Origin of the sequence: Herbidospora solisilvae (genome assembly GCF_009901565.1) — a bacterium.
Lineage (GTDB): Bacteria > Actinomycetota > Actinomycetes > Streptosporangiales > Streptosporangiaceae > Herbidospora > Herbidospora solisilvae.
Window position 1 is genome coordinate 104,006 of the sequence record NZ_WXEW01000005.1, and the last position, 18,657, is coordinate 122,662.

An 18,657-nucleotide genomic window follows, 5' to 3' on the forward strand; every position below is an offset into this window, starting at 1 on the left:
CTCTATAGGAGTCGGAGTCTTCCACAACTAATGGGGCTTAGGTGAGGTATGTGTCACAGGGTCGGCAAAGACCCTCCGGCGAGGTGGGCCAGGGTCACTCCGGTGAGGACGCGGGTCTCGTTCTCGCGCAGCGCCGCCCAGACCTTCTCCAGCGGCTCGGAGGCGCCGAAGAACGCCTCGTGGTCCTGTGGCACCCCCTCGATCACCACGATGACCTCGGCGAGCGTGATCTGGTCGGCGGGCCGGGCGAGCCAGTAGCCGCCGTCGGGGCCGCGCTGGCTGTGGATCAGTCCCGCGCGGCGCAGTTGCAGCAGGATGTTGTCCAGGAAGCGGCGCGGGATGCGCTGGGCGGTCGAGATGCGTTCCGCCGGGACGGGCCCCGGAGGGGCGGCCGCGAGTTCGGCCGCCGCCCGGAGCGCGTAATGGGTGCGTGCTGACAGGCGCATGCCTGTCAGCCGATCCGCTGGTCCAGACCCCAGCGGCGACGCAGCGCGTTGTCCGCCGCGCCGAAGAGCACGTCGACCACGATGCCGATGAGCAGAATGATGATCATCGTGGCCAGCAGGCGGGCCGAGTCGGCCAGCTCTCGGGCGTAGTGGAGCTGCTCGCCCAGTGAGGGCTGGTTGGCGATGATCACCAGGATCTCGCCCGCCATCAGCGACCGCCACGCGAACGCCCAGCCCTGCTTCAGCCCCGCCAGGAACGACGGCAGCGAGGCGGGCAGGATCAGGTGCCGATAGAGGGAGATCCGCCGCAGCCCGAGCACGTGCCCGGCTCGGAGCAGGATCGGCGGCGTGTAGTCGACGCCGGTGATGAGGCCGTTGGCGATGGACGGCGCCGCACCGAGCACGACCACGAAGGTGATCGCGTTCTCGGTGAGGCCGAACAGCAGGATGGCGAGCGGGAACCAGGCGATCGACGGCATCGTCTGGAGACCGGTGATCAGCGACCCGAACGCCGCCCGGAGCAGCTTGACCCGGGAGACGGCCGCGCCGATGACGACGCCGACCACGATGGCCAGCAGGAAGCCCGACACGGCCCGGCGCATCGTGGTGGCGATGGCGTGCCAGAACTCGCCCTCGCCCAGGCGGGTGCCGAGCTCGCCCAGGGCGGTGACCGGTCCGGCGAAGACGTACTCGGGCCAGAACTCGGCCAGCACGACCGCTTCCCAGATGGCCAGCACGATCGAGACGGCCAGCAGCATGGGCCACACGCGGCCCCAGATCGCGGCCGGGATGTTGCGCTTGGCCTTGACCTGGATCTCGAGCGCGTCGAGACCGGCGATCTGCGCGTTGATCTTTTCGGGGGTGTCAACGGCCATGGCGGCTGACCTCCTCCTTCAGACGGACCGTGATCTCGCCGGCCAGCTTGGCGACCTCGGCCGACTCGGTGCGGCGCGGGCGTTCGAGGTCCACCGTGTAGTCCTCGATGACGGTTCCCGGGCGGCTGGACAGGAGAACCACCCGGTCGCCGAGGCGGACCGCCTCGCGGACGTTGTGGGTGACGAACAGGATCGTGAGGTTGCGCTCGCGCCAGATGCGCTCGAGTTCGTCGTGCAGCAGGTCGCGGGTCATCGCGTCGAGGGCGCCGAACGGTTCGTCCATCAGCAGGACGTCGGCCTCCTGGGCGAGCGCGCGGGCGAGGGAGACGCGCTGGCGCATGCCGCCGGACAGTTCGTGGGGGCGCTTCTTGGCGAAGCCGCCGAGGTGGACGACGTCGAGGAGCTCGGCCGCCCGCTCCCTGCGCTTCCTGCGGTCGAGCGAGCGTAGCGCCAGCTCGACGTTGCCCGTGACGGTCAGCCAGGGGAACAGGGCGGGTTCCTGGAACATCATGGCGATCTGCCTGCCGCCGGTCTCGATGGTCCCGGCGGTCGGCCGGTCGAGGCCCGCGACGAGGTTGAGCATGGTGCTCTTGCCGCACCCCGACGCGCCGAGGAGACAGACGAACTCGCCCTGCGCCGCCGTCAGGGAGACCTGGTCGAGGGCGAGGAGGCTGGTGGGGCCCCGGCCGTACACCTTGGAGACGGCGTCCAGCCGGACGGCGGGCGCGGGGCCCTCCGTCCGGCCGTGGCCGAGCTCCTGGGTAGGAGCTGTCACTTGTCGCTCACCGCCGTCTCGCCCTTGGCGGCCAGGATCCCGTTGAGCGTGGTCAGGTCGTAGATGCCGTTCAGGTCGATCGGCTTCAGCAGGCCCACCTTGATGGCGTGGTCGGCGCTGCCGACCAGCGAGGAGGCGATCGGGTCGTTGGTGAACGTGATGTTCTTCAGCGCCGCGTCGAGCACCTCGGGCTTGAGCGGCTTGCCGGTCAGCTTCTCGAGCTGCGCGTTGACCGCCGTGGCCGCCCCGGCCGGGTCGGAGTTGATGAAGGCGGTCGACTCGACGTGGCCCTCGATCAGCTTCTTGACCAGGTCGGGGTGCTCCTTGGCCCACTCCTGCCGGACGATCAGGTGGGTGATCACGAACTGCTTGTTCGGCCACAGGTCGCGCTCGTCGATCAGGACCTTGCCGCCGCTCTCCTGTATCAGGCGGCTGGCGAAGGGCTCGGGCACCCACGCGCCGTCGATGTCACCGGTGGCGAAGGTCTGCAGGGTCAGCGAGTTCTCCTGCGGCACGATCGACACCTCGCCGCCGCCCTTGGTGTCGGTCTTGATGCCCTTCTCGTCCAGGTAGTAGCGGAGCGCGACGTCCTGGGTGTTGCCGAGCTGCGGGGTGGCGACCTTCTTGCCCTTGAGGTCCTCGATGCTGTTGATCTCGGGCTTCACGACCAGGTAGACGCCCCCCGACGCCGCCCCGGCCACGATCTTGATCGCCTGGCCCTTCGACTTCTCCCACGCGTTGATCGCGGGGTTCGGGCCGATGTAGGTCGCGTCGATGGCCCCCGAGAAGACCGCCTCGATGGCGGCGGGACCGGCGTTGAAGGTGCTCGTCTTGAGGGTGACGTTGTCGCCCAGAGCCTTGGTGAAGTAGCCCTTCTCGACGCCGACGAGGGCGGTCGAGTGGGTGATGTTGGGGAAGAACCCGAGCCGGAGCTCGCTCTTCTCCGCAGGTGCCCCGCCGGCGGGAGCGGAGGCGCCCCCATCGGCGGTCGTACCGCCCCCGCCGCAGGCGGCCGCGAGCGAGGTGACCATCACCGCGGCCAGCGCGGCGACTACCCCGCGAACCCTGCGAGCCTTCATACGCTTCTCCCTGATTCCTACTTAATAAGTCGGGTTAGGCAGTATTAAAGAGCGATCCAAGATTCCCGTCAAGCCCGGTAGGTTTTTGGACATCATGCAAACGTCTATGAGTCGTCTATATACTTACTGTGACTCTGAAGGGACGATGTGTGAGCCTTATAAGCTGTCATGAGATCGCTCGATCGGAGGTGAGGGACGTGGGTGCGGGACGCGAGGATCGTGAATACTCGCTCGACCACGGCCCTCACGGGATCGCGGATCTGGATCGCATGCCAAGGGACGCGCGCTACGAACTCGTCAACGGATGGATTGTGATGTCCCCCTGGCCTGGCATGCGCCACGACTATGTCGTGAAGAAACTCGTGCGAATCCTGGATTCGGCCATCGAGTCCGCCGGAACTGACCTCTACGTCAACGGCCCTGTCGACATGTACACGGTGAGAGGTCTACGAGTACCTGACATAGCGGTGGCTGACTGGGCGAGTGTGCGCCAAGGGCTGGAAGACGACGAGCGTGCCCATTCGCCGCACAGCATCAAGCTGGTGATCGAGGTGATCTCCCGAAACAGTGGCAGCGAGCGTACCGACCGATATGAGAAGGCCGTCGAGTATGCGGCTTCCGGAGTGCAGGAATACTGGGTCGTCGACACCCATCCGACGGTGAACATCACCCGATACGCTCTGGCGTCCGGCTACCTGACCTATCACCGGTTGGAAAGAGTGTTCGCCGGAGCCGTCTTCAAGTCGGAGACGCCGGTACCGATCGAGTTCGATCCGGCCGTGCTCTTGGAGGCGTGAGCAAGGCGATCGCCGGATCTCAGGCGCAGGACTCGTCGAGGTCGATCGGCTTGTCGGCCTTCGCCTTCGGCTTGGCGGCCGGGGTGGCCGCCACCGGACGGGTGCGTTCGCCCAGTGCCTCGGCGACCTTCTCTTTGATCAGGTCCCAATCCGGGTTGCCGGTCCGGATCAGCGGCGGCACGAACTGGAGGCTGGTGATGTCGGCCTCCTTGACCTTCGGGGTCAGGTCGATCAGGTCGGGCACCAGACTGCGCGGGATGTCGGTCGAGACGTAGCGCTTGGTCGCGTCCGCGATGCGTTCGAAGCCGCGCAGCACCTTCAGCGGGTCGGCCTGGTCGGCGACCGCGTTCAGCAGGCACTTCTGCCGGCCCATGCGCTGGTAGTCGTCGCTGTCGGTGCGGGAGCGGCCGAACCACAGGGCCTCGGTGCCGTTCAGCCGCCGGGTGCCGGCCTTGATGAGGCCCTCGCGGTAGGCGCCGAACACGATGTCGTGCCGCACCGTCACGGTGACGCCGCCCATGGCGTTGATGATCTGGGCGAAGCCGCGCATGTCGACCATCGCGTAGTAGTCGACGTCGAGGCCGAGGATGTCGCCGACCGTCGACTTCAGCAGGTCGGCGCCGGACCGCCCCTGGTCTTCGCCCCACTGGAAGACCTCGTTCAGCAGCGCGGCCGCGGGGAAGCCGTCGACCGGCACGTTCTGCAGGTTGCGCGGCAGCGAGAACAGGACCGACTCCCCCGTCCGGGTGTCGACCGACGCCACCGTCATGCTGTCGGTCCGGGCGCCGGGCCGGTTCTTGGCCGCGTCGGCGCCGACGAGCAGGATGTTCAGGCGTTCGCGGCCCGCCCAGGGGTCGGCCGCCACGGGGGCCGCGACCTCGGGGGCCGGGTCGTCGGCGACGAAGACCGTGCTGACGACCTCGTTCGACACGTACGCCAGCCGCGACGCGTAGCCCAGCGGCGCGGCCACCAGCACGCAGAGCCCGGCGACGGCGAGCAGGGGAAGGCCGAAGCGGGTCCGCCGGGGGCGGATCACCAGCCACGACCAGACGATGACGCCCGCCCACACGACGGCCAGCGCGACCCCGGCGGCGACGACGAGGTCAAGCCGCCGTAGCGCCAGCGTCGGCGCGTTGCCGAGGACCGTCACCGCGGCCGACAGCAGGGTCAGCCACACGGCCGCGAGGGCCAGGCCGGTGCGCACCCGGCCGGTCCAGATGTGCGCGACTCCCCACAGGAGCGTCGAAGCGAGCGTCAGGGCCAACGCCCTGCGCAGGCTCCGGTTTTCGCGCATGACGTCCCGTATGCCCTATTCGATGCGGGTTTAACGTGTCGTGCAGGTGTCGTGGGTCGCGTCGAAGCCCTCGACGTCTTCGATCGTGGTCTTCGGTTCCTTGAGGCCCTGGTAGTCGGCGCCGAGCACCAGGACGACCTGCTGTGTCGTGCCGTTCCGCACGTTGAACGTGGTCGACTTCACCAGTTCGCGGAACACCCGCGCCGCCCGCGTCTGGCCGTTCGGGGTGTACTTCACGAACGTCTTCGCGTAGGGCTTGGGCGCGTCCTCCACGCCGAGGATGTGGTAGCCGCGCTGCTCCAGGATCGCCGCCACGTTCGTGGCCAGGCCCGAGCGGCCCGAGCCGTTCTGCACGAGCACGTGGATCTGGCTCTTGGGGATCTTCTGCTCGCCCGTGTCGACCTTGGAGGTGAGCTGGTCTTTGGCGACCATCGTGAACAGGCTCTTGGCCTGCGGCTGCACCCACTCGACCCGGCCGGGGCTGGTCAGCGAGTAGTGCCACGGCGTGGTGATGAAGCGGATCGAACCGGCCTTCAGGCCCTCGGCGCTCAGCGCCAGGTCCTTCAGCACCGACGGGGTCAGCTCGGGGTCGGTGGTGATCGACTTGGTCACGGCGTCGAGCAGGGCCAGCAGCGCGCCGGGGTTGGTGAGGGTCTCGCCGCTCATCGCCTTCTTCGCCATCGAGGCCAGGAACATCTGCTGGCGCTGGATGCGGCCGATGTCGGAGCCGTCGCCGAGGCTGTAGCGGGCGCGGACGTACCCGAGGCTCTGTTCCCCGTTGAGGGTCTGCTTGCCGGGCGCGAGGGTGAGCAGGGCCTTCTTGTCTTTGATCCCCGGTTCCGGTACGCAGACCGGCACGCCCCCCAGCGCGTCGACCATGGCCTTGAAGCCGGTGAAGTCGACCTTCACGTAGTGGTCGATGTGGATTTTGGTGAGCGTCTCGATCGTCTTCCACGTGCAGCCGATGCCGCCCGAGTTGAACGACTCGTTGATCATGCCGACGTGGGCGTTCTGGCCGGGGAATCCCTTCCTGGCCGGGCAGGCCGGCAACTGGACGAGGGAGTCGCGCGGGAAGCTGATCAACGTGGCGCCGTCGCGCTTGGGGGAGATGTGGGCCAGGATGATCGTGTCGGTGCGCTCTCCGGCGAAGGAGCCATAGCGGGCGTTCGCGCCGTTGCGCTGGTCGGAGCCCACGATGAGCACGTTCAGCGCTGGATTGATCTTGTCGGGCCGGTGCCCCAGGTCGGACGTCGGGACCGACTCGTGCTTGACGTTCGTGGTGACCTTCACGTAGCCGGTGACCACGAAGCTCGCCGCCCCGACCACGACGCCCATCACGGCCGCGACCAGCACCTGCACCCACGCGACCCACAGGCGGCGGGGCCGTTCTGGCAGCGGCGGCGGAACCAGCCTTGGACGCACGTCGATCTGACTCAACGCCCTACCCCCGGGGGAAACGATCCGGGGCCACCCCCCGGTCACCGCTGCAAAGTGTAACGACGAATCCCCTAATGCCCGGCCGAAACCGGCGGTCCGGTGCTTCCGCGAGGATTCAGACTGGCCGCCCGGTCTTCGAACGAACCGGGCTCGGAGCCGTCGATCAGGTCGAGCAGCATCCGCGCGGCGTGTGCCCCATAGGCCGGGATGTCCCTGGTCAGGGCGGTCAGCGGGGGGCGTACGACCTGAGAGAGGGGCGAGTCGTCCCAGGCCACGATCGACAGGTCGGCGGGCACGGCCAGGCCCATCTCCTGGGCGACCGAGAGGCCGGCGACGGCCATGATGTCGTTGTCGTAGACGATCGCGGTGGGCCTGACCCGAGACGACAGCAGCCGCCGCGTGGCCCGCGCGCCCTCCTCGCCCGTGTAGTCGGTGTGCACGACCGGGCAGTCGTCGAGCCCGGCGCAGGCGCGGGCGAACTCGCGGTCGCGCAGTGTGGTGTGGACGAGTTTCGGTAGGCCCGCAATTCGGGCGATCCGGCGGTGGCCGAGGGCGGTGAGGTAGTCGACGGTCTCGCGTACCGGGGCGCCCTCGTCGGACCAGACCGGCACCAGCGAGCCAGCCCCCGACGGATCGCCGATGACGACGACCGGCATGCCGAGCTCCTCCATGACCGGGACACGCGGGTCGTCGACGTGCAGGTCGACCAGGAACGCGCCGTCGATGCGGCCCTCGCCCCACCAGCGCTGGTGGACGGCGATCTCGCCGTCGTGGTCGCCGACGACCTGGAGCATGAGCGCGAAGTCGCGGGCCGACAACTCGGCCTCCAGGCCGCTGATCAGCTCCATGAAGAACGGTTCCATGCCGAGGATGCGGGCCGGACGGCACAACGCCAGGCCGATCGCGTTGGCGCGGGCGCCGTTCAGCGCGCGGGCGGCGCTGTTCGGTCGCCAGCCGATTTCATCGGCTATCGCAAGAATGCGTCGCCGGGTCGACTCCGATACACCGGGTTGCCCGTTGAGCGCGTAGGACACCGCACCCTTCGAAACCCCCGCCTGACGTGCGATATCAGAGATCGTCGGTCTTTTCACGAACCCACCCCGTCGTGCGACTTAACTGGTTCAGCGTATATCAGGCTATTGACACCCCCGTCATGTGGATTTTACGGTCTCGGTACTTATCCGGTTCAGCCATGAATCACGCATTGGGAGTCCTCTTGGGAGCGCTCCCAACACGTCGGCCGGGGCTCCCACCGGCCGGCCCATCGGGGTTGGCCAGCAGGTGTGTGGATGCAAGGAGAAGAGACGATGCGGAACCGCGCTACCCGGTTTCTGATCCCCATCGTGGCGGCGGGCTTACTCGCGGCCGCGTGTACGAGTGGCGGCACTCCCACTCCGGCCCCGGGAGCGTCGGCGCCGGCCGCACCGGCTCCCGCCGCCGAAGGCGGCGCCTTCCCCCGGAACGAGACCCTCTACACGAGCGGCACCCAGTGGGGCCCGCCCGCGAACTTCAACCCCATCCGTGAGTGGGACTCCGCGACCGGCACCAAGGGCCTGGTCTACGAGACGCTGTTCCACTTCGACCCGGTCGCCGGGAAGCTCAACCCGTGGCTGGCCGCGAGCGGCGCGTGGGTCGACGACACGACGTACGAGGTCAAGCTGCGTCCGAACATCACCTGGTCGGACGGCAAGCCGTTCACCGCCGAGGACGTCAAGTTCACCTTCGAGCTCGGCAAGATGGAGACGATCCCCTACCACAACCTGTGGAACTGGCTCTCGGCCGTCGAGGCGCCCGACGCCTCGACCGTGAAGTTCACCTTCTCCAAGGCCAACTACCAGCAGTGGGACTTCAACATCTACAGCCGGTCGATCGTGCCCAAGCACATCTGGGAGGGACGCTCCGAGAAGGACGTGCTGGACGGGATCAACGAGAACCCCGTCGGCACCGGCGCGTACAAGTACCACAGCCACGACCAGGACCGCGTCGCGTGGGTGAAGAACGACACCTGGTGGGGCAAGGCGCAGCTCAACCTCGACCCGAAGCCGAAGTACATCGTCGACATCGTCAACTCCTCCAACGAGGTGGCGATGGGCCTGCTGCTGCAGAAGGGCCTCGACCTCTCCAACAACTTCCTGCCTGGCGCGGCCAACCTGGTCACCGGCAACTTCGGCATCAGCACGTACTACCCCGAGCCGCCCTACATGCTCTCGGCCAACACCGCCTGGCTGGTGCCCAACACCACCAAGAAGCCGCTGAACGACGCCGCGTTCCGCAAGGCGCTGGCCACCTCGGTCGACGTGAAGAAGATCGTCGAGGGCGTGTACGGCAACCTGGTCAAGCCCGCCAGCCCGACCGGCCTGCTGCCGCAGTGGGACCAGTTCGTCGACCAGGCGGTCGTCGGCCAGAAGGGCTTCGCCTTCGACACCGACAAGGCCAAGCAGATGCTCGCCTCCGCCGGTTACAAGGACGGCAACGGCGACGGCATGGTCGAGAACAAGGACGGCTCGCCGATCGCGCTCAAGCTGATCGTGCCGGCCGGATGGACCGACTGGATGGAGGCCATCCGGGTCATCGCCACCGGCGCCAAGGCCGCGGGCATCAACGTCGAGGCCGAGTTCCCCGACTACAACGCCCTCGTCGAGGCGCGCAACACGGGCAAGTTCGACCTGGTCATCAACAACGAGCGCCAGCTCTCGAACTCGCCGTACACCTACTTCGAGTACGTCTTCCAGCTCCCCGTCCAGGCCCAGCAGAACACCGTGAACTTCGGCCGGTACGAGAACGAGGAGGCCTGGAAGCTGGTGCAGCAGCTCGACGGCACCAAGACCGACGACATCGAGGGCATGAAGAAGGTCGCCTCGCAGCTTGAGGGCATCATGCTCGACGAGATGCCGGTCATCCCGCTCTGGTACAACGGCCTCTGGTCGCAGGTCAGCAGCAGCGTGTGGAAGAACTGGCCCTCCAGCGAGGGCAGCGCGCCCAAGTCGGCGCCCACGATGTGGCGTAACTGGCTCGAGCTCGGCGGCTTCGAGTCGCTCGCGGCGCTGCAGCCGGTCGCTCCCTAGTCAACCCGTCTCGGCCCTCCCCGGCGCTGCGAAGCCGGGGAGGGCCTCCCTAGGGAGAACCCCTCTTGCGTCGCTATTTCGGCAGGAAACTGCTCATCTACGGGCTGACCTTCTTCATGGCCGTGACCGTGAACTGGCTGGTGCCGCGCCTCATGCCGGGTGACCCGGTCGCGAGCATGCTGGCCCGGGCGCGGGTCGCGCAGCCGGAGGCCCAGGAAGCCCTGCGTGTCTACTACAACAACCTGTTCGGCTTCGACCTCCCCTGGTGGCAGCAGTACCTGAACTCCTGGGGGTCCCTGTTCCGCGGCGACTTCGGGATCAGCCTGTGGGCGTTCCCGACTCCGGTCGCCGACCTGCTCACCCGGGCGGTGCCCTACTCGCTGGCGCTGCTCATCCCGTCGATCCTGCTGAGCTGGGTGGTCGGGAACCGGCTCGGCGCGCTCGCCGCGCGCCGCAAGGTGCTGGACAACACGGTCCTGCCGGTCTCGTACGTGCTGACCGCCACCCCCTACCTCTGGCTGGCCGCCCTGATGGCCTGGGGATTCGGCGTCGTGTGGGGGATCTTCCCGGTGGCCGGCGGCTACAGCTTCTCGATGACGCCCTCGTTGACGTGGGCGTTCCTCGTCGACCTGTTCTGGCACTGGTTGTTGCCGTTCGCGTCGTTGTTCCTGGTCGCGCTCGGCGGCTGGGCGATCGGCATGCGCAACGTGATCATCTACGAGCTCGAATCCGACTACGCCAACTACATGTCGGCGCTGGGCGCCCCGCAGAAGCTCATCCGGCGCTACGCCTTCCGCAACGCCGTGCTGCCGCAGATCACCGGTCTGGCGCTGCAACTCGGTGTGCTGGTCGCGGGCGCGCTGGTAACGGAGATCGTCTTCTCCTATCCGGGCCTCGGGTCGCTGATCCTGGCGGCCATCCAGAACAAGGACTTCTTCCTGCTCCAGGGCGCGTTCCTGTTCATCGTGCTGGGCGTGCTGATCGCAAACTTCATCATCGACGTGGTGTATGTGATCGTCGATCCCCGTACGCGAGTCGGAATGGCGGGTGCCGCGGCATGAAGACGGAGGCGCTCTACTTCGCGGTCCGCAACACGAAGCTGCTGGTCGGGGCCGGGATCATCCTGGTCCTGCTGGGCATCGGCGTGATCGGGCCGTTCTTCATCGACAAGCCCCCGACCGAGTACGTCGGCATGCAGATGCAGCCGCCCGGCGGGGAGTACTGGCTCGGCACCAACACGTTCGGGCAGGACCTGTGGGCCCAGTTCGTGCACGGCCTGCGCACCACGTTCCTGGTCGGCGCGCTCGGCGGGGGCATCGCGGCGGTCATCGGCATGGTCGTCGGGTTCCTGGCGGGCTACAAGGGCGGCTGGATCGACGAGATCCTCAACATGCTCACCAACATCGTCCTGGTGCTGCCGACGCTGGCCGTGCTGTTCATCCTGAACGCCTACATCGGCGTCCGGAGCGCCGGCATGCAGGCCCTGTTCATCGGGCTGACGCAGTGGCCGTGGGCGGCCCGGTCGATCCGCGCCCAGACCTTCTCGCTGCGCGGACGCGACTTCGTCGACCTGGCCCGGCTCAGCGGGGTGGGGTCGGGCCGCATCATCATGCGCGAGATCGCCCCGAACATGAGCTCCTACCTGCTGCTCACCTTCATCCTGCTGTTCGGCGGCTCGATCCTGATCGCCTCGTCGCTCGACTTCATCGGCCTCGGCCCGACCGACGCCGTCTCCCTCGGGCTGATGCTGCAACAGGCCCACCAGTGGAGCGCGATGCACCTGGGCCTGTGGTGGTGGTTCGTCCCACCCGGGGCCGGCATCACCCTCATCGTCGGCGCCCTGTACGTCGCCAACGTCGGCCTCGACGAGGTGTTCAACCCCAAGCTGAGGGAGCTCTAGATGACCCTGGAAGTGGACGACCTCAGGGTCTACTACCGGACCCTGAAGGGCGACGTCCAAGCCCTCGACGGGGTGTCCTTCGGCCTCCGCGACGGCGAGATCCTGGGCCTCGCGGGGGAGTCGGGCTGCGGCAAGACCACCCTCGGCAAGGCGCTGATCCGGCTCGACGGCCGGATGAAGCACGTCGGCGGCAGCGTCACCCTCGACGGCCAGGTGCTCCCGATCGGCGACGACGTCAAGATGAACCCCTACCGGTTCAAGCAGGTCTCGCTCATCCCGCAGTACTCGATGAGCGCGATGAACCCGACCCGCAAGATCGGCCGCATGGTCCGGGAACTGCTCGAATCGCGCCGGGAGAAGCTCGACCTCGACGAGCTGCACAGCCGCCTCGACCTCGTCGAGCTGCCGAGACACGTCCTGGGGAAGTACCCGATCGAGTTGTCCGGCGGCATGAAGCAGCGCATGGTCATGGTCATCTCGACCCTGCTCAACCCGTCGCTGCTGATCGCCGACGAGATCACCTCGGCCCTCGACGTCTCCACCCAGAAGGCCGTCGTCACCACGCTGAAGGGCTTCCGCGACCGCGGTTTCGTGAAGTCGATGATCTTCATCACCCACGACATCTCGCTGACCAACCAGCTCGCCGACACGATCATGGTCATGTACGCCGGGAAGCTGGCCGAGAAGGCCCCCGCCTCGACCGTGGTGAACGCGCCGAAACACCCGTACACCCAGCTGCTGATCTCGTCGTTGCCCGAGGTCGGGGTGCGGTACGCCGACAAGCGCCTCACCGGCATCCCCGGGAACCCGCCGTCGCTGCTCAAGCCCGAGCCCGGATGCCGGTTCCGGGACCGCTGCCCGCTGGCGTTCGAGAAGTGTGCCGAGGACCCGCCGCCGGTCGAGGTCGAGAAGGACCACGTCGTCGCCTGCTGGAAGGCCGCCTGATGCTGAAACTCGACGGGGTCACCAAGGTCTACCGGATCGGCGCGTTCGGCGGGCAGACCATGACGGCGGTCGACGACGCCGGTTTCGAGATCAAGCCGGGCGAGGTGGTCTCGCTGATCGGCGAGAGCGGCAGCGGCAAGAGCACGATCGGCAAGATGGTGCTCCGGCTGCTCCCGCCGACGTCCGGGACGATCTCCATCGACGGCCGCGACGTGCGCTCGATCGGCAGGCGCGACTACTACCGCAAGGTCCAGGGCGTCTTCCAGGACCCGTTCAGCTCCTACAACCCGGTCTTCAAGGCCGACCGGGTCTTCGCGATGATCCGCCAGGTCTACTTCAAGGGCGTGCCCGACAAGGAGTGGACCGCGAAGATCGAGGCCGCCCTCGACGCCGTCCGGCTCAGCCCGGGGGCGGTGCTGAACAAGTTCCCCCACCAGTTGTCCGGCGGCCAGCTCCAGCGCCTCCTGATCGCGCGGGCGCTGCTGCTCGACATCGAGTACCTGGTCGCCGACGAGATCATCTCGATGCTCGACGCGTCCACCCGCATCGACGTGCTGAACCTGCTGGCCGACCTCAAACAGCGGGGTCTCGGGGTGCTGTTCATCACCCACGACCTGGCGCTGGGCAACTACATCAGTGAGCGGACGGTCGTGCTCCACAAGGGAAGGATCGTGGAGTACGGACCCACCGACGCCGTCTTCGAGCAGCCGGAGCACGCTTATACGAGGAAGCTGCTGGCGTCGGTGCCGCAACTGCACACGAAATGGGAGGACGCGTCGTGATCAGGACGCTGCACGAAGGATGGACCGTCACGGCCGTCTCGTCGACCGGGCAACCGCGCCCGGTCGTGGCGGGACTGCCGGCGACGGTGCCGGGATGCGTGCACACCGACCTGCTCGACGCGGGGATCATCCCCGACCCCTACCTCGACGACAACGAGAACCGGCTCAAGTGGATCGGGCGCACCGACTGGTCGTACGAGACGTCCTTCGACTGGACCGACCCCGGCGACCAGCGGGCCGACCTCGTCTGCGAGGGCCTCGACACGGCCGCGACGGTGATCCTCAACGGCGTCCAGATCGGCCAGACCGCCAACCAGCACCGCGTCTACCGCTTCCCGGCCCGGCACCTGCTGCGCGAGGGGAGGAACACGCTGAAGGTGCTGTTCGAGGCCCCCTACGGCTACGCCGAGAAGCAGCGGGCCGCGCTCGGCGACCGGCCCGGCGCCTACAACGAGCCCTACCAGTTCATCCGGAAGATGGCCTGCAACTTCGGCTGGGACTGGGGCCCGACCGTGGTCACCTCGGGCATCTGGCGGCCCATCTACCTGGAGACCTGGTCGTCGGCCCGCCTCGCGGAGGTCCGCCCGCTGGTGACCCTCGACGGCCGCGACGGCAAGGTCCGCGTGCACGTCACCGTCGACCGCGCCGCCCAGGCGCCGCTCACCGTGACCGCGTCCGTCGCCGGGGTCGAAGACCGGGTACGCCTGGCGCCCGGCGAACGCACCGCCGTCATCACCCTGACCGTGCCCGAGCCCGACCTGTGGTGGCCGCGCGGCTACGGCGAACAGCCGCTCTACACGCTGACCGTGACCGCAGGCGACAGCGTGTGGTCGCGCGAGATCGGCTTCCGGTCGGTGACGCTGGAGCGCGAGGCCTTCCGGCTGATCGTGAACGGTCAGCCGGTGTTCATGAAGGGCTTCAACTGGATTCCCGACGACTGCTTCCCCAACCGGGTCACCCGGGAGCGGGTCGCCGAACGTTTCCACCAGGCTGTGGACACCGGCGCGAACACGCTGCGGGTGTGGGGCGGCGGCCTCTACGAGAGCGAGGACTTCTACGCCCAGGCCGACGCCCTCGGCGTGCTGGTCTGGCAGGACTTCCCGTTCGCCTGCGCCGCCTACCCCGAGGAGGGCCCGTTCCGGGCCGAGGTCGAGGCGGAGGCCCGCCAGCAGGTCACCCGCCTGTCGAGCCACCCCTCACTCGTCCTGTGGTGCGGCAACAACGAGAACATCGAGGGGCACGCCGACTGGGGCTGGCAGGACACCCTCGACGGCCGTAGCTGGGGCGCCGGGTTCTACTTCGACCTGCTCCCCAAGATCGTCGCCGACCTCGACCCGACACGTCCCTACTGGCCGGGCTCCCCCTATTCGGGCAGCCCGGACGCCCCGCCGAACGACCCGTCGCGCGGCACCACCCACATCTGGACCGTCTGGAACCGCGAGGACTACACCTTCTACGGCACCTACACGCCGCGCTTCGTCGCCGAGTTCGGCTTCCAGGGCCCGCCCGCGTGGGCGACGCTGCGCCGCGCCGTCTCCGACGAGCCGCTGACGCCGACGTCCAGAGGCGTCGTACACCACCAGAAGGCCCACGACGGCAACGGGAAACTGCTGCGCGGCCTCGGCGACCACCTGCCGCAACCGCGCAACTTCGACGACTGGCACTACTACACCCAGCTCAACCAGGCCCACGCGATGGCCTTCGGGGTCGAGCGCTTCCGCTCGCTGATGCCCTACTGCATGGGCACGATCGTCTGGCAGCTCAACGACTGCTGGCCCGTCACGTCGTGGTCCGCCGTCGACGGCGACGGCCGCAGGAAGCCGCTCTGGTACGCCCTCCGCCGCAGCTTCGCCGACCGTCTCGTCACCTTCCAGGACCCGGAAACCGTCGCCGTCGTCAACGACACCTCCGATGAATGGCAGGCGGAACTGGTTGTGGTCCGGTTGACTGTGCACGGTGAGGAACTGGCACGGGAACGTTTCCCGGTGCGCCTGGCGGCCCGGTCGGCGATGACCGTCCCGCTGCCGGCCTCGATGGCGCCGGGCGACCCGTCGAAGGAGCTCGTGAGCGCCTCCGTCGGCGACCTCCGGGCCCTCCGGTTCCCCGCCGACGAACTGCCGCAGGCGTCCTACGAGGTGACGACAGAGCAGATCGGCGATGGTGTACGGGTCGAGGTCACGGCCCGCACCCTGGTCCGCGACCTGGCCCTGTTCCCCGACCGCCTCGACCCGGCGGCGGTCGTCGACGACATGCTCGTCACCCTGCTCCCCGGCGAGACCGCGACCTTCGTCGTGACCGGGAAGGATCTCGGCCCGGAGGCGCTGACCGCCTATCCGGTGCTCCGCTGCGTCAACGAATAGACAGGGGAATCATGACCGTCTTGGCGATAGACATCGGAGGTACGAAGTTCGCCGCCGCGACGGTCGAACCCACGGGAGCGATCACCGCCAAGCTGGAGATGCCGGTCGGCCCCGACCCCACGGCCACGCTGAAGGACATCGTGGCGCGCATCGTCGTCCCGGGGCTGATCTCCGAGGAGGGCCTGACCGGCGTCGGGATCGGCTCGGCGGGGCCGCTCGACGCGGTGCGGGGCACGGTGAGCCCGGTCAACATCTCGGTCTGGCGGGACTTCCCGCTGGTCAAGACGGTGGCCCAGCTGCTGCCCGGGGTGCCGGTGCACCTCGCCGGCGACGGCCAGCTGATGGCGCTGGGCGAGTGGTGGCGGGGCCGGTTCTCGGCCGGGGCGCTGCTCGGGATCGTGGTGTCGACCGGCATCGGCGGCGGGCTGGTGTTCGAGGGACAGCCGCACCTCGGGCCCACCGGGAACGCCGGGCACATCGGGCACATCCGGGCCGGTGAGGGCTGGGAGCCGTGCCGGTGCGGGGCCGTCGGGTGCGTGGAGACGATCGCGTCGGGCCCGTCGATGGTGCGGTGGGCGCTGGCCAACGGCTGGCAGCAGGCGGTGGAGCCGACCTTCTGGGCCGGACGGCCGGTCGACGCCAAGGCGCTGGCCGCCGACGCCAAACGCGGCGTCGCGGTGGCCGTGGAGGCGTTCGACCGGGCCGCGGGCGCGCTGGCCACCGCGATCCTCACGACGGCGGCCCTCTTCGACGTGGACAACGTGGTCGTCGGAGGCGGGGTGGCCGCCGCCGGGACGACGTTGCTGACCCCGCTGCGGCGAGCGGTGGCCGACCAGGCCGGGCTCGGCTTCCTCCGCCGCCTGAAGGTCGAGCCGACCAGCCTCGGCCGCGACGCCGGGCTGCTCGGGGCGGCGGCCCTGGCACTCGGACGAGAGTGACATCCTGTTCACCGGAGGACGACCACACCGACTCACGAGGACGTAGACAACGTGGACCTGCTCACCAACCCGATCAAGGACTACGGATGGGGTTCCCGCACGGCCATCGCCGCGCTCACCGGCCGTACCGCGACCGGACCCGAGGCGGAGATGTGGCTCGGGGCACATCCGTCCGGCCCCTCGCGGTTGACGCGGGACGGCGTGGAACACGCCCTCGACGAGGTCATCGCCGCCGACCCCGCCGGTGAGCTGGGGCCCGAGGTCGTCGAGCGGTTCGGCGAGCGGCTGCCCTACCTGATGAAGCTCATCGCAGTCGACGCCGCCCTCTCCATGCAGGTCCACCCCACCCTCGACCAGGCGGCCGACGGGTTCGCGCGGGGCGACCGGAACTACTCCGACCCGTGGCCGAAGCCCGAGATGATCGTCGCGCTGACCCCGTTCTCCGCGCTGGCCGGTTTCCGGCCCGGCCCCGAGGCGGCGGCCCTGTTGGCGGCCCTCGAGCTGCCCGCCCTTCAGCCGGTGGTCGACCGGCTGGCCGCCGGCGACGTGCTCGGCGCGCTGCGGGTGCTGCTCGAATGGCCCGCCGACGAGCGGCCCGCGCTGGTCGCCGACGTGGTGCGGGCGTCGTGCGACCCGCTGGTGGCGACCCTCGCGGAGACCTACCCGGCCGACCCCGCCGTGCTGGCGCCGCTGCTCATGCGGCACCACGAACTGGCTCCCGGCCAGGCCATCTACCTGGGCGCGGGGGTGCTGCACGCCTACCTCAGCGGGTTCGGCGTCGAGATCATGGGCAGCTCCGACAACGTGCTGCGGGCCGGGCTGACGCCCAAGCCCATCGACATCGAAGAGCTGCTGCGCATCACCGACCCCGACGAGCAGCCCGCCGAGATCACCCCCGTCGGCGACCTCTACCTGCCCCACTGCCCCGAGTTCCAGCTGCGCCGCTTCGTCCCCGGCGAGGGCCGCACCCTCCCGGGCGGGGTGCCCCGGATCGCGGTGTGTGTTGAGGGCACGGTCGTGCTCGCCGGCGAGACCAAGCTGCGCCCCGGCGACTCGGCCTTCCACGCCGCCTCGGCGGGCACCTTCGAGGTGTCCGGCCAGGGCGTCGTCTTCGTGGCCGAGCCGCGCCAGAGCTAGCGTGCGGCGGCGACGACCTCGATCTCGAAGCCGTCGCCGCTCACCACGTGGCCGGGCCGGACCTTGAAGCGCTTGCGCAGCTCGACCTCGCCGTCGACCAGCACGTAGCCCTCGGCGACCATGTATTTGGCCTCGCCGCCGCTCTCCGCGATGGACAGATATTTCAGCAGGTCACAGAGCGGGATGAACTCGTCATCCAGTTCAAAGGTCTCGCGCACCTCCCCAGCATAGGGAGGGTCAGCGGTCGCCCGCCCAGACGAACAGGGCGGCGCCGCTCAGCAGCAGCCCGGCGCAGCACGCCACGGTGCGCAGGTGGTTCCACGGCGCCCACTTCGGCGCGAACTCGGCCCAGACCCGCGCGGCCCGTGCCGGATCGGTGATCTCCCCCGCCGCGAGCAGCGCGTTGTTCAACGGGACGTTCACGATCGCCGTCGGCACGAACGAGCCGAGCACGTAGACGGCGGTGGCCGCGAAGAAGAGCAGCGCCGCACCGCGGTGACCCGAACCCAGCAGCAGCACCCCGGCGAGGGCCGCGACCAGGGGCGCCCCGATGAACGAGGCGAAGAACAGCGGGTTGAGGATCTTGACGTTGATCTGCTGCATCGCGGCGACCGCGTGATCGGCCCGCGAGGCGTTGAGCCCCGGGATGACCGACACCGAATAGGCGTAGAACAACCCGGCGATGTTGCCCATCAGCAGCAACGCGAGCCCGGCGACGAAAGCGGTGAGCACGAACATGACAACCTCCCGTTTGATTGCCGCGGGCGGGCTTGGCCGCTTTCAGTCCGGGCCTTCCCTCGTCGCTCCGGTTCGCTTCGCTCTCCTGC

18 protein-coding genes are annotated in these 18,657 nt (G+C 68.6%); 9 read left to right on the plus strand and 9 right to left on the minus strand.

The genetic code is table 11. The features are described 5' to 3' along the window. Positions 1-53 precede the first annotated feature (53 nt). From GT755_RS17290 to GT755_RS17305, 4 genes are read right to left on the minus strand one after another with little or no spacing between them, the layout of a single operon-like run. A complete protein-coding gene (locus tag GT755_RS17290; RefSeq protein WP_161480736.1) occupies positions 54-446 on the minus strand; it encodes an RrF2 family transcriptional regulator in 393 nt (130 codons plus the stop codon). A 5-nt stretch (positions 447-451) separates the two neighbouring features. Further along, the gene (locus GT755_RS17295) at positions 452-1,321 is read right to left on the minus strand and encodes an ABC transporter permease (RefSeq protein ID WP_161480737.1); all 870 of its coding nucleotides are present in this window, start codon (positions 1,319-1,321) and stop codon (positions 452-454) included. Continuing rightward, on the minus strand, positions 1,311-2,096 hold the full coding sequence (locus tag GT755_RS17300) for an ABC transporter ATP-binding protein (protein ID WP_161480738.1): 786 nt from the start codon (positions 2,094-2,096) through the stop codon (positions 1,311-1,313). The genes GT755_RS17295 and GT755_RS17300 overlap by 11 nt, the downstream gene beginning before the upstream one ends. After that, positions 2,093-3,175 carry an ABC transporter substrate-binding protein gene (locus tag GT755_RS17305; RefSeq protein ID WP_161480739.1) on the minus strand — a complete coding sequence of 361 codons (1,083 nt, stop codon included), beginning with the start codon at positions 3,173-3,175 and terminating at the stop codon, positions 2,093-2,095. The genes GT755_RS17300 and GT755_RS17305 overlap by 4 nt, the downstream gene beginning before the upstream one ends. 197 nt (positions 3,176-3,372) lie before the next feature. On the opposite strand from GT755_RS17305, the gene GT755_RS17310 reads away from it, so the two are divergent. Beyond that, on the plus strand, positions 3,373-3,972 hold the full coding sequence (locus tag GT755_RS17310) for a Uma2 family endonuclease (RefSeq protein WP_161480740.1): 600 nt from the start codon (positions 3,373-3,375) through the stop codon (positions 3,970-3,972). 19 nt (positions 3,973-3,991) lie between these two features. On the opposite strand, the gene GT755_RS17315 is transcribed toward GT755_RS17310, so the two are convergent. The 3 genes from GT755_RS17315 to GT755_RS17325 all read right to left on the minus strand — a co-directional run bounded on the left by GT755_RS17315 (position 3,992) and on the right by GT755_RS17325 (position 7,794). Beyond that, positions 3,992-5,266, minus strand: coding sequence for an LCP family protein (locus tag GT755_RS17315; RefSeq protein WP_161480741.1), 1,275 nt, complete (start codon positions 5,264-5,266; stop codon positions 3,992-3,994). A gap of 30 nt (positions 5,267-5,296) precedes the next feature. Beyond that, positions 5,297-6,703 carry an LCP family protein gene (locus GT755_RS17320; RefSeq protein ID WP_235966835.1) on the minus strand — a complete coding sequence of 469 codons (1,407 nt, stop codon included), beginning with the start codon at positions 6,701-6,703 and terminating at the stop codon, positions 5,297-5,299. 71 nt (positions 6,704-6,774) lie between these two features. Next, on the minus strand, positions 6,775-7,794 hold the full coding sequence (locus GT755_RS17325) for a LacI family DNA-binding transcriptional regulator (protein ID WP_161480742.1): 1,020 nt from the start codon (positions 7,792-7,794) through the stop codon (positions 6,775-6,777). Positions 7,795-8,010: 216 nt separating this feature from the next. On the opposite strand from GT755_RS17325, the gene GT755_RS17330 reads away from it, so the two are divergent. From GT755_RS17330 to manA, 8 genes are all read left to right on the plus strand, one after another. After that, the gene (locus GT755_RS17330) at positions 8,011-9,768 is read left to right on the plus strand and encodes an ABC transporter substrate-binding protein (RefSeq protein WP_161480743.1); all 1,758 of its coding nucleotides are present in this window, start codon (positions 8,011-8,013) and stop codon (positions 9,766-9,768) included. A gap of 65 nt (positions 9,769-9,833) precedes the next feature. Then, complete coding sequence (locus tag GT755_RS17335) at positions 9,834-10,829, plus strand: ABC transporter permease (protein ID WP_161480744.1); 996 nt, start codon at positions 9,834-9,836, stop codon at positions 10,827-10,829. Beyond that, positions 10,826-11,668, plus strand: a complete 843-nt coding sequence (locus GT755_RS17340) for an ABC transporter permease (RefSeq protein ID WP_161480745.1) — start codon at positions 10,826-10,828, stop codon at positions 11,666-11,668. Before GT755_RS17335 ends, GT755_RS17340 begins: the two co-directional genes overlap by 4 nt. Then, a complete protein-coding gene (locus GT755_RS17345) occupies positions 11,669-12,613 on the plus strand; it encodes an ABC transporter ATP-binding protein (protein ID WP_161480746.1) in 945 nt (314 codons plus the stop codon). Next, positions 12,613-13,395: an ABC transporter ATP-binding protein gene (locus GT755_RS17350; protein ID WP_161480747.1), complete on the plus strand. Its 783-nt coding sequence runs from the start codon at positions 12,613-12,615 to the stop codon at positions 13,393-13,395. The genes GT755_RS17345 and GT755_RS17350 overlap by 1 nt, the downstream gene beginning before the upstream one ends. Next, entirely contained in the window at positions 13,377-15,755 is a 2,379-nt protein-coding gene (locus GT755_RS17355) for a glycoside hydrolase family 2 protein (RefSeq protein WP_161480748.1), read from the plus strand. Before GT755_RS17350 ends, GT755_RS17355 begins: the two co-directional genes overlap by 19 nt. Before the next feature lie 11 nt (positions 15,756-15,766). After that, a complete protein-coding gene (locus tag GT755_RS17360; RefSeq protein ID WP_161480749.1) occupies positions 15,767-16,693 on the plus strand; it encodes an ROK family protein in 927 nt (308 codons plus the stop codon). 51 nt (positions 16,694-16,744) lie between these two features. Next, a complete protein-coding gene (gene manA, locus GT755_RS17365) occupies positions 16,745-17,830 on the plus strand; it encodes a mannose-6-phosphate isomerase, class I (protein ID WP_161480750.1) in 1,086 nt (361 codons plus the stop codon). On the opposite strand, the gene GT755_RS17370 is transcribed toward manA, so the two are convergent. Both GT755_RS17370 and GT755_RS17375 read right to left on the minus strand, forming a co-directional pair. Then, the gene (locus tag GT755_RS17370) at positions 17,827-18,048 is read right to left on the minus strand and encodes an RNA-binding S4 domain-containing protein (RefSeq protein ID WP_030452705.1); all 222 of its coding nucleotides are present in this window, start codon (positions 18,046-18,048) and stop codon (positions 17,827-17,829) included. The genes manA and GT755_RS17370 overlap by 4 nt on opposite strands. 19 nt (positions 18,049-18,067) lie before the next feature. Continuing rightward, on the minus strand, positions 18,068-18,568 hold the full coding sequence (locus tag GT755_RS17375; RefSeq protein ID WP_161480751.1) for an anthrone oxygenase family protein: 501 nt from the start codon (positions 18,566-18,568) through the stop codon (positions 18,068-18,070). Positions 18,569-18,657 lie beyond the last annotated feature (89 nt).

Coding starts and splice junctions, on each gene's coding strand:
- GT755_RS17290 (WP_161480736.1), bottom strand. CDS start 446: ATGCGCCTGTCAGCACGCACCCATTACGCGCTCCGGGCGGCGGCCGAA.
- GT755_RS17295 (WP_161480737.1), bottom strand. CDS start 1,321: ATGGCCGTTGACACCCCCGAAAAGATCAACGCGCAGATCGCCGGTCTC.
- GT755_RS17305 (WP_161480739.1), bottom strand. CDS start 3,175: ATGAAGGCTCGCAGGGTTCGCGGGGTAGTCGCCGCGCTGGCCGCGGTG.
- GT755_RS17315 (WP_161480741.1), bottom strand. CDS start 5,266: ATGCGCGAAAACCGGAGCCTGCGCAGGGCGTTGGCCCTGACGCTCGCT.
- GT755_RS17330 (WP_161480743.1), top strand. CDS start 8,011: ATGCGGAACCGCGCTACCCGGTTTCTGATCCCCATCGTGGCGGCGGGC.
- GT755_RS17340 (WP_161480745.1), top strand. CDS start 10,826: ATGAAGACGGAGGCGCTCTACTTCGCGGTCCGCAACACGAAGCTGCTG.
- GT755_RS17345 (WP_161480746.1), top strand. CDS start 11,669: ATGACCCTGGAAGTGGACGACCTCAGGGTCTACTACCGGACCCTGAAG.
- GT755_RS17350 (WP_161480747.1), top strand. CDS start 12,613: ATGCTGAAACTCGACGGGGTCACCAAGGTCTACCGGATCGGCGCGTTC.
- GT755_RS17355 (WP_161480748.1), top strand. CDS start 13,377: ATGGGAGGACGCGTCGTGATCAGGACGCTGCACGAAGGATGGACCGTC.
- GT755_RS17360 (WP_161480749.1), top strand. CDS start 15,767: ATGACCGTCTTGGCGATAGACATCGGAGGTACGAAGTTCGCCGCCGCG.
- GT755_RS17375 (WP_161480751.1), bottom strand. CDS start 18,568: ATGTTCGTGCTCACCGCTTTCGTCGCCGGGCTCGCGTTGCTGCTGATG.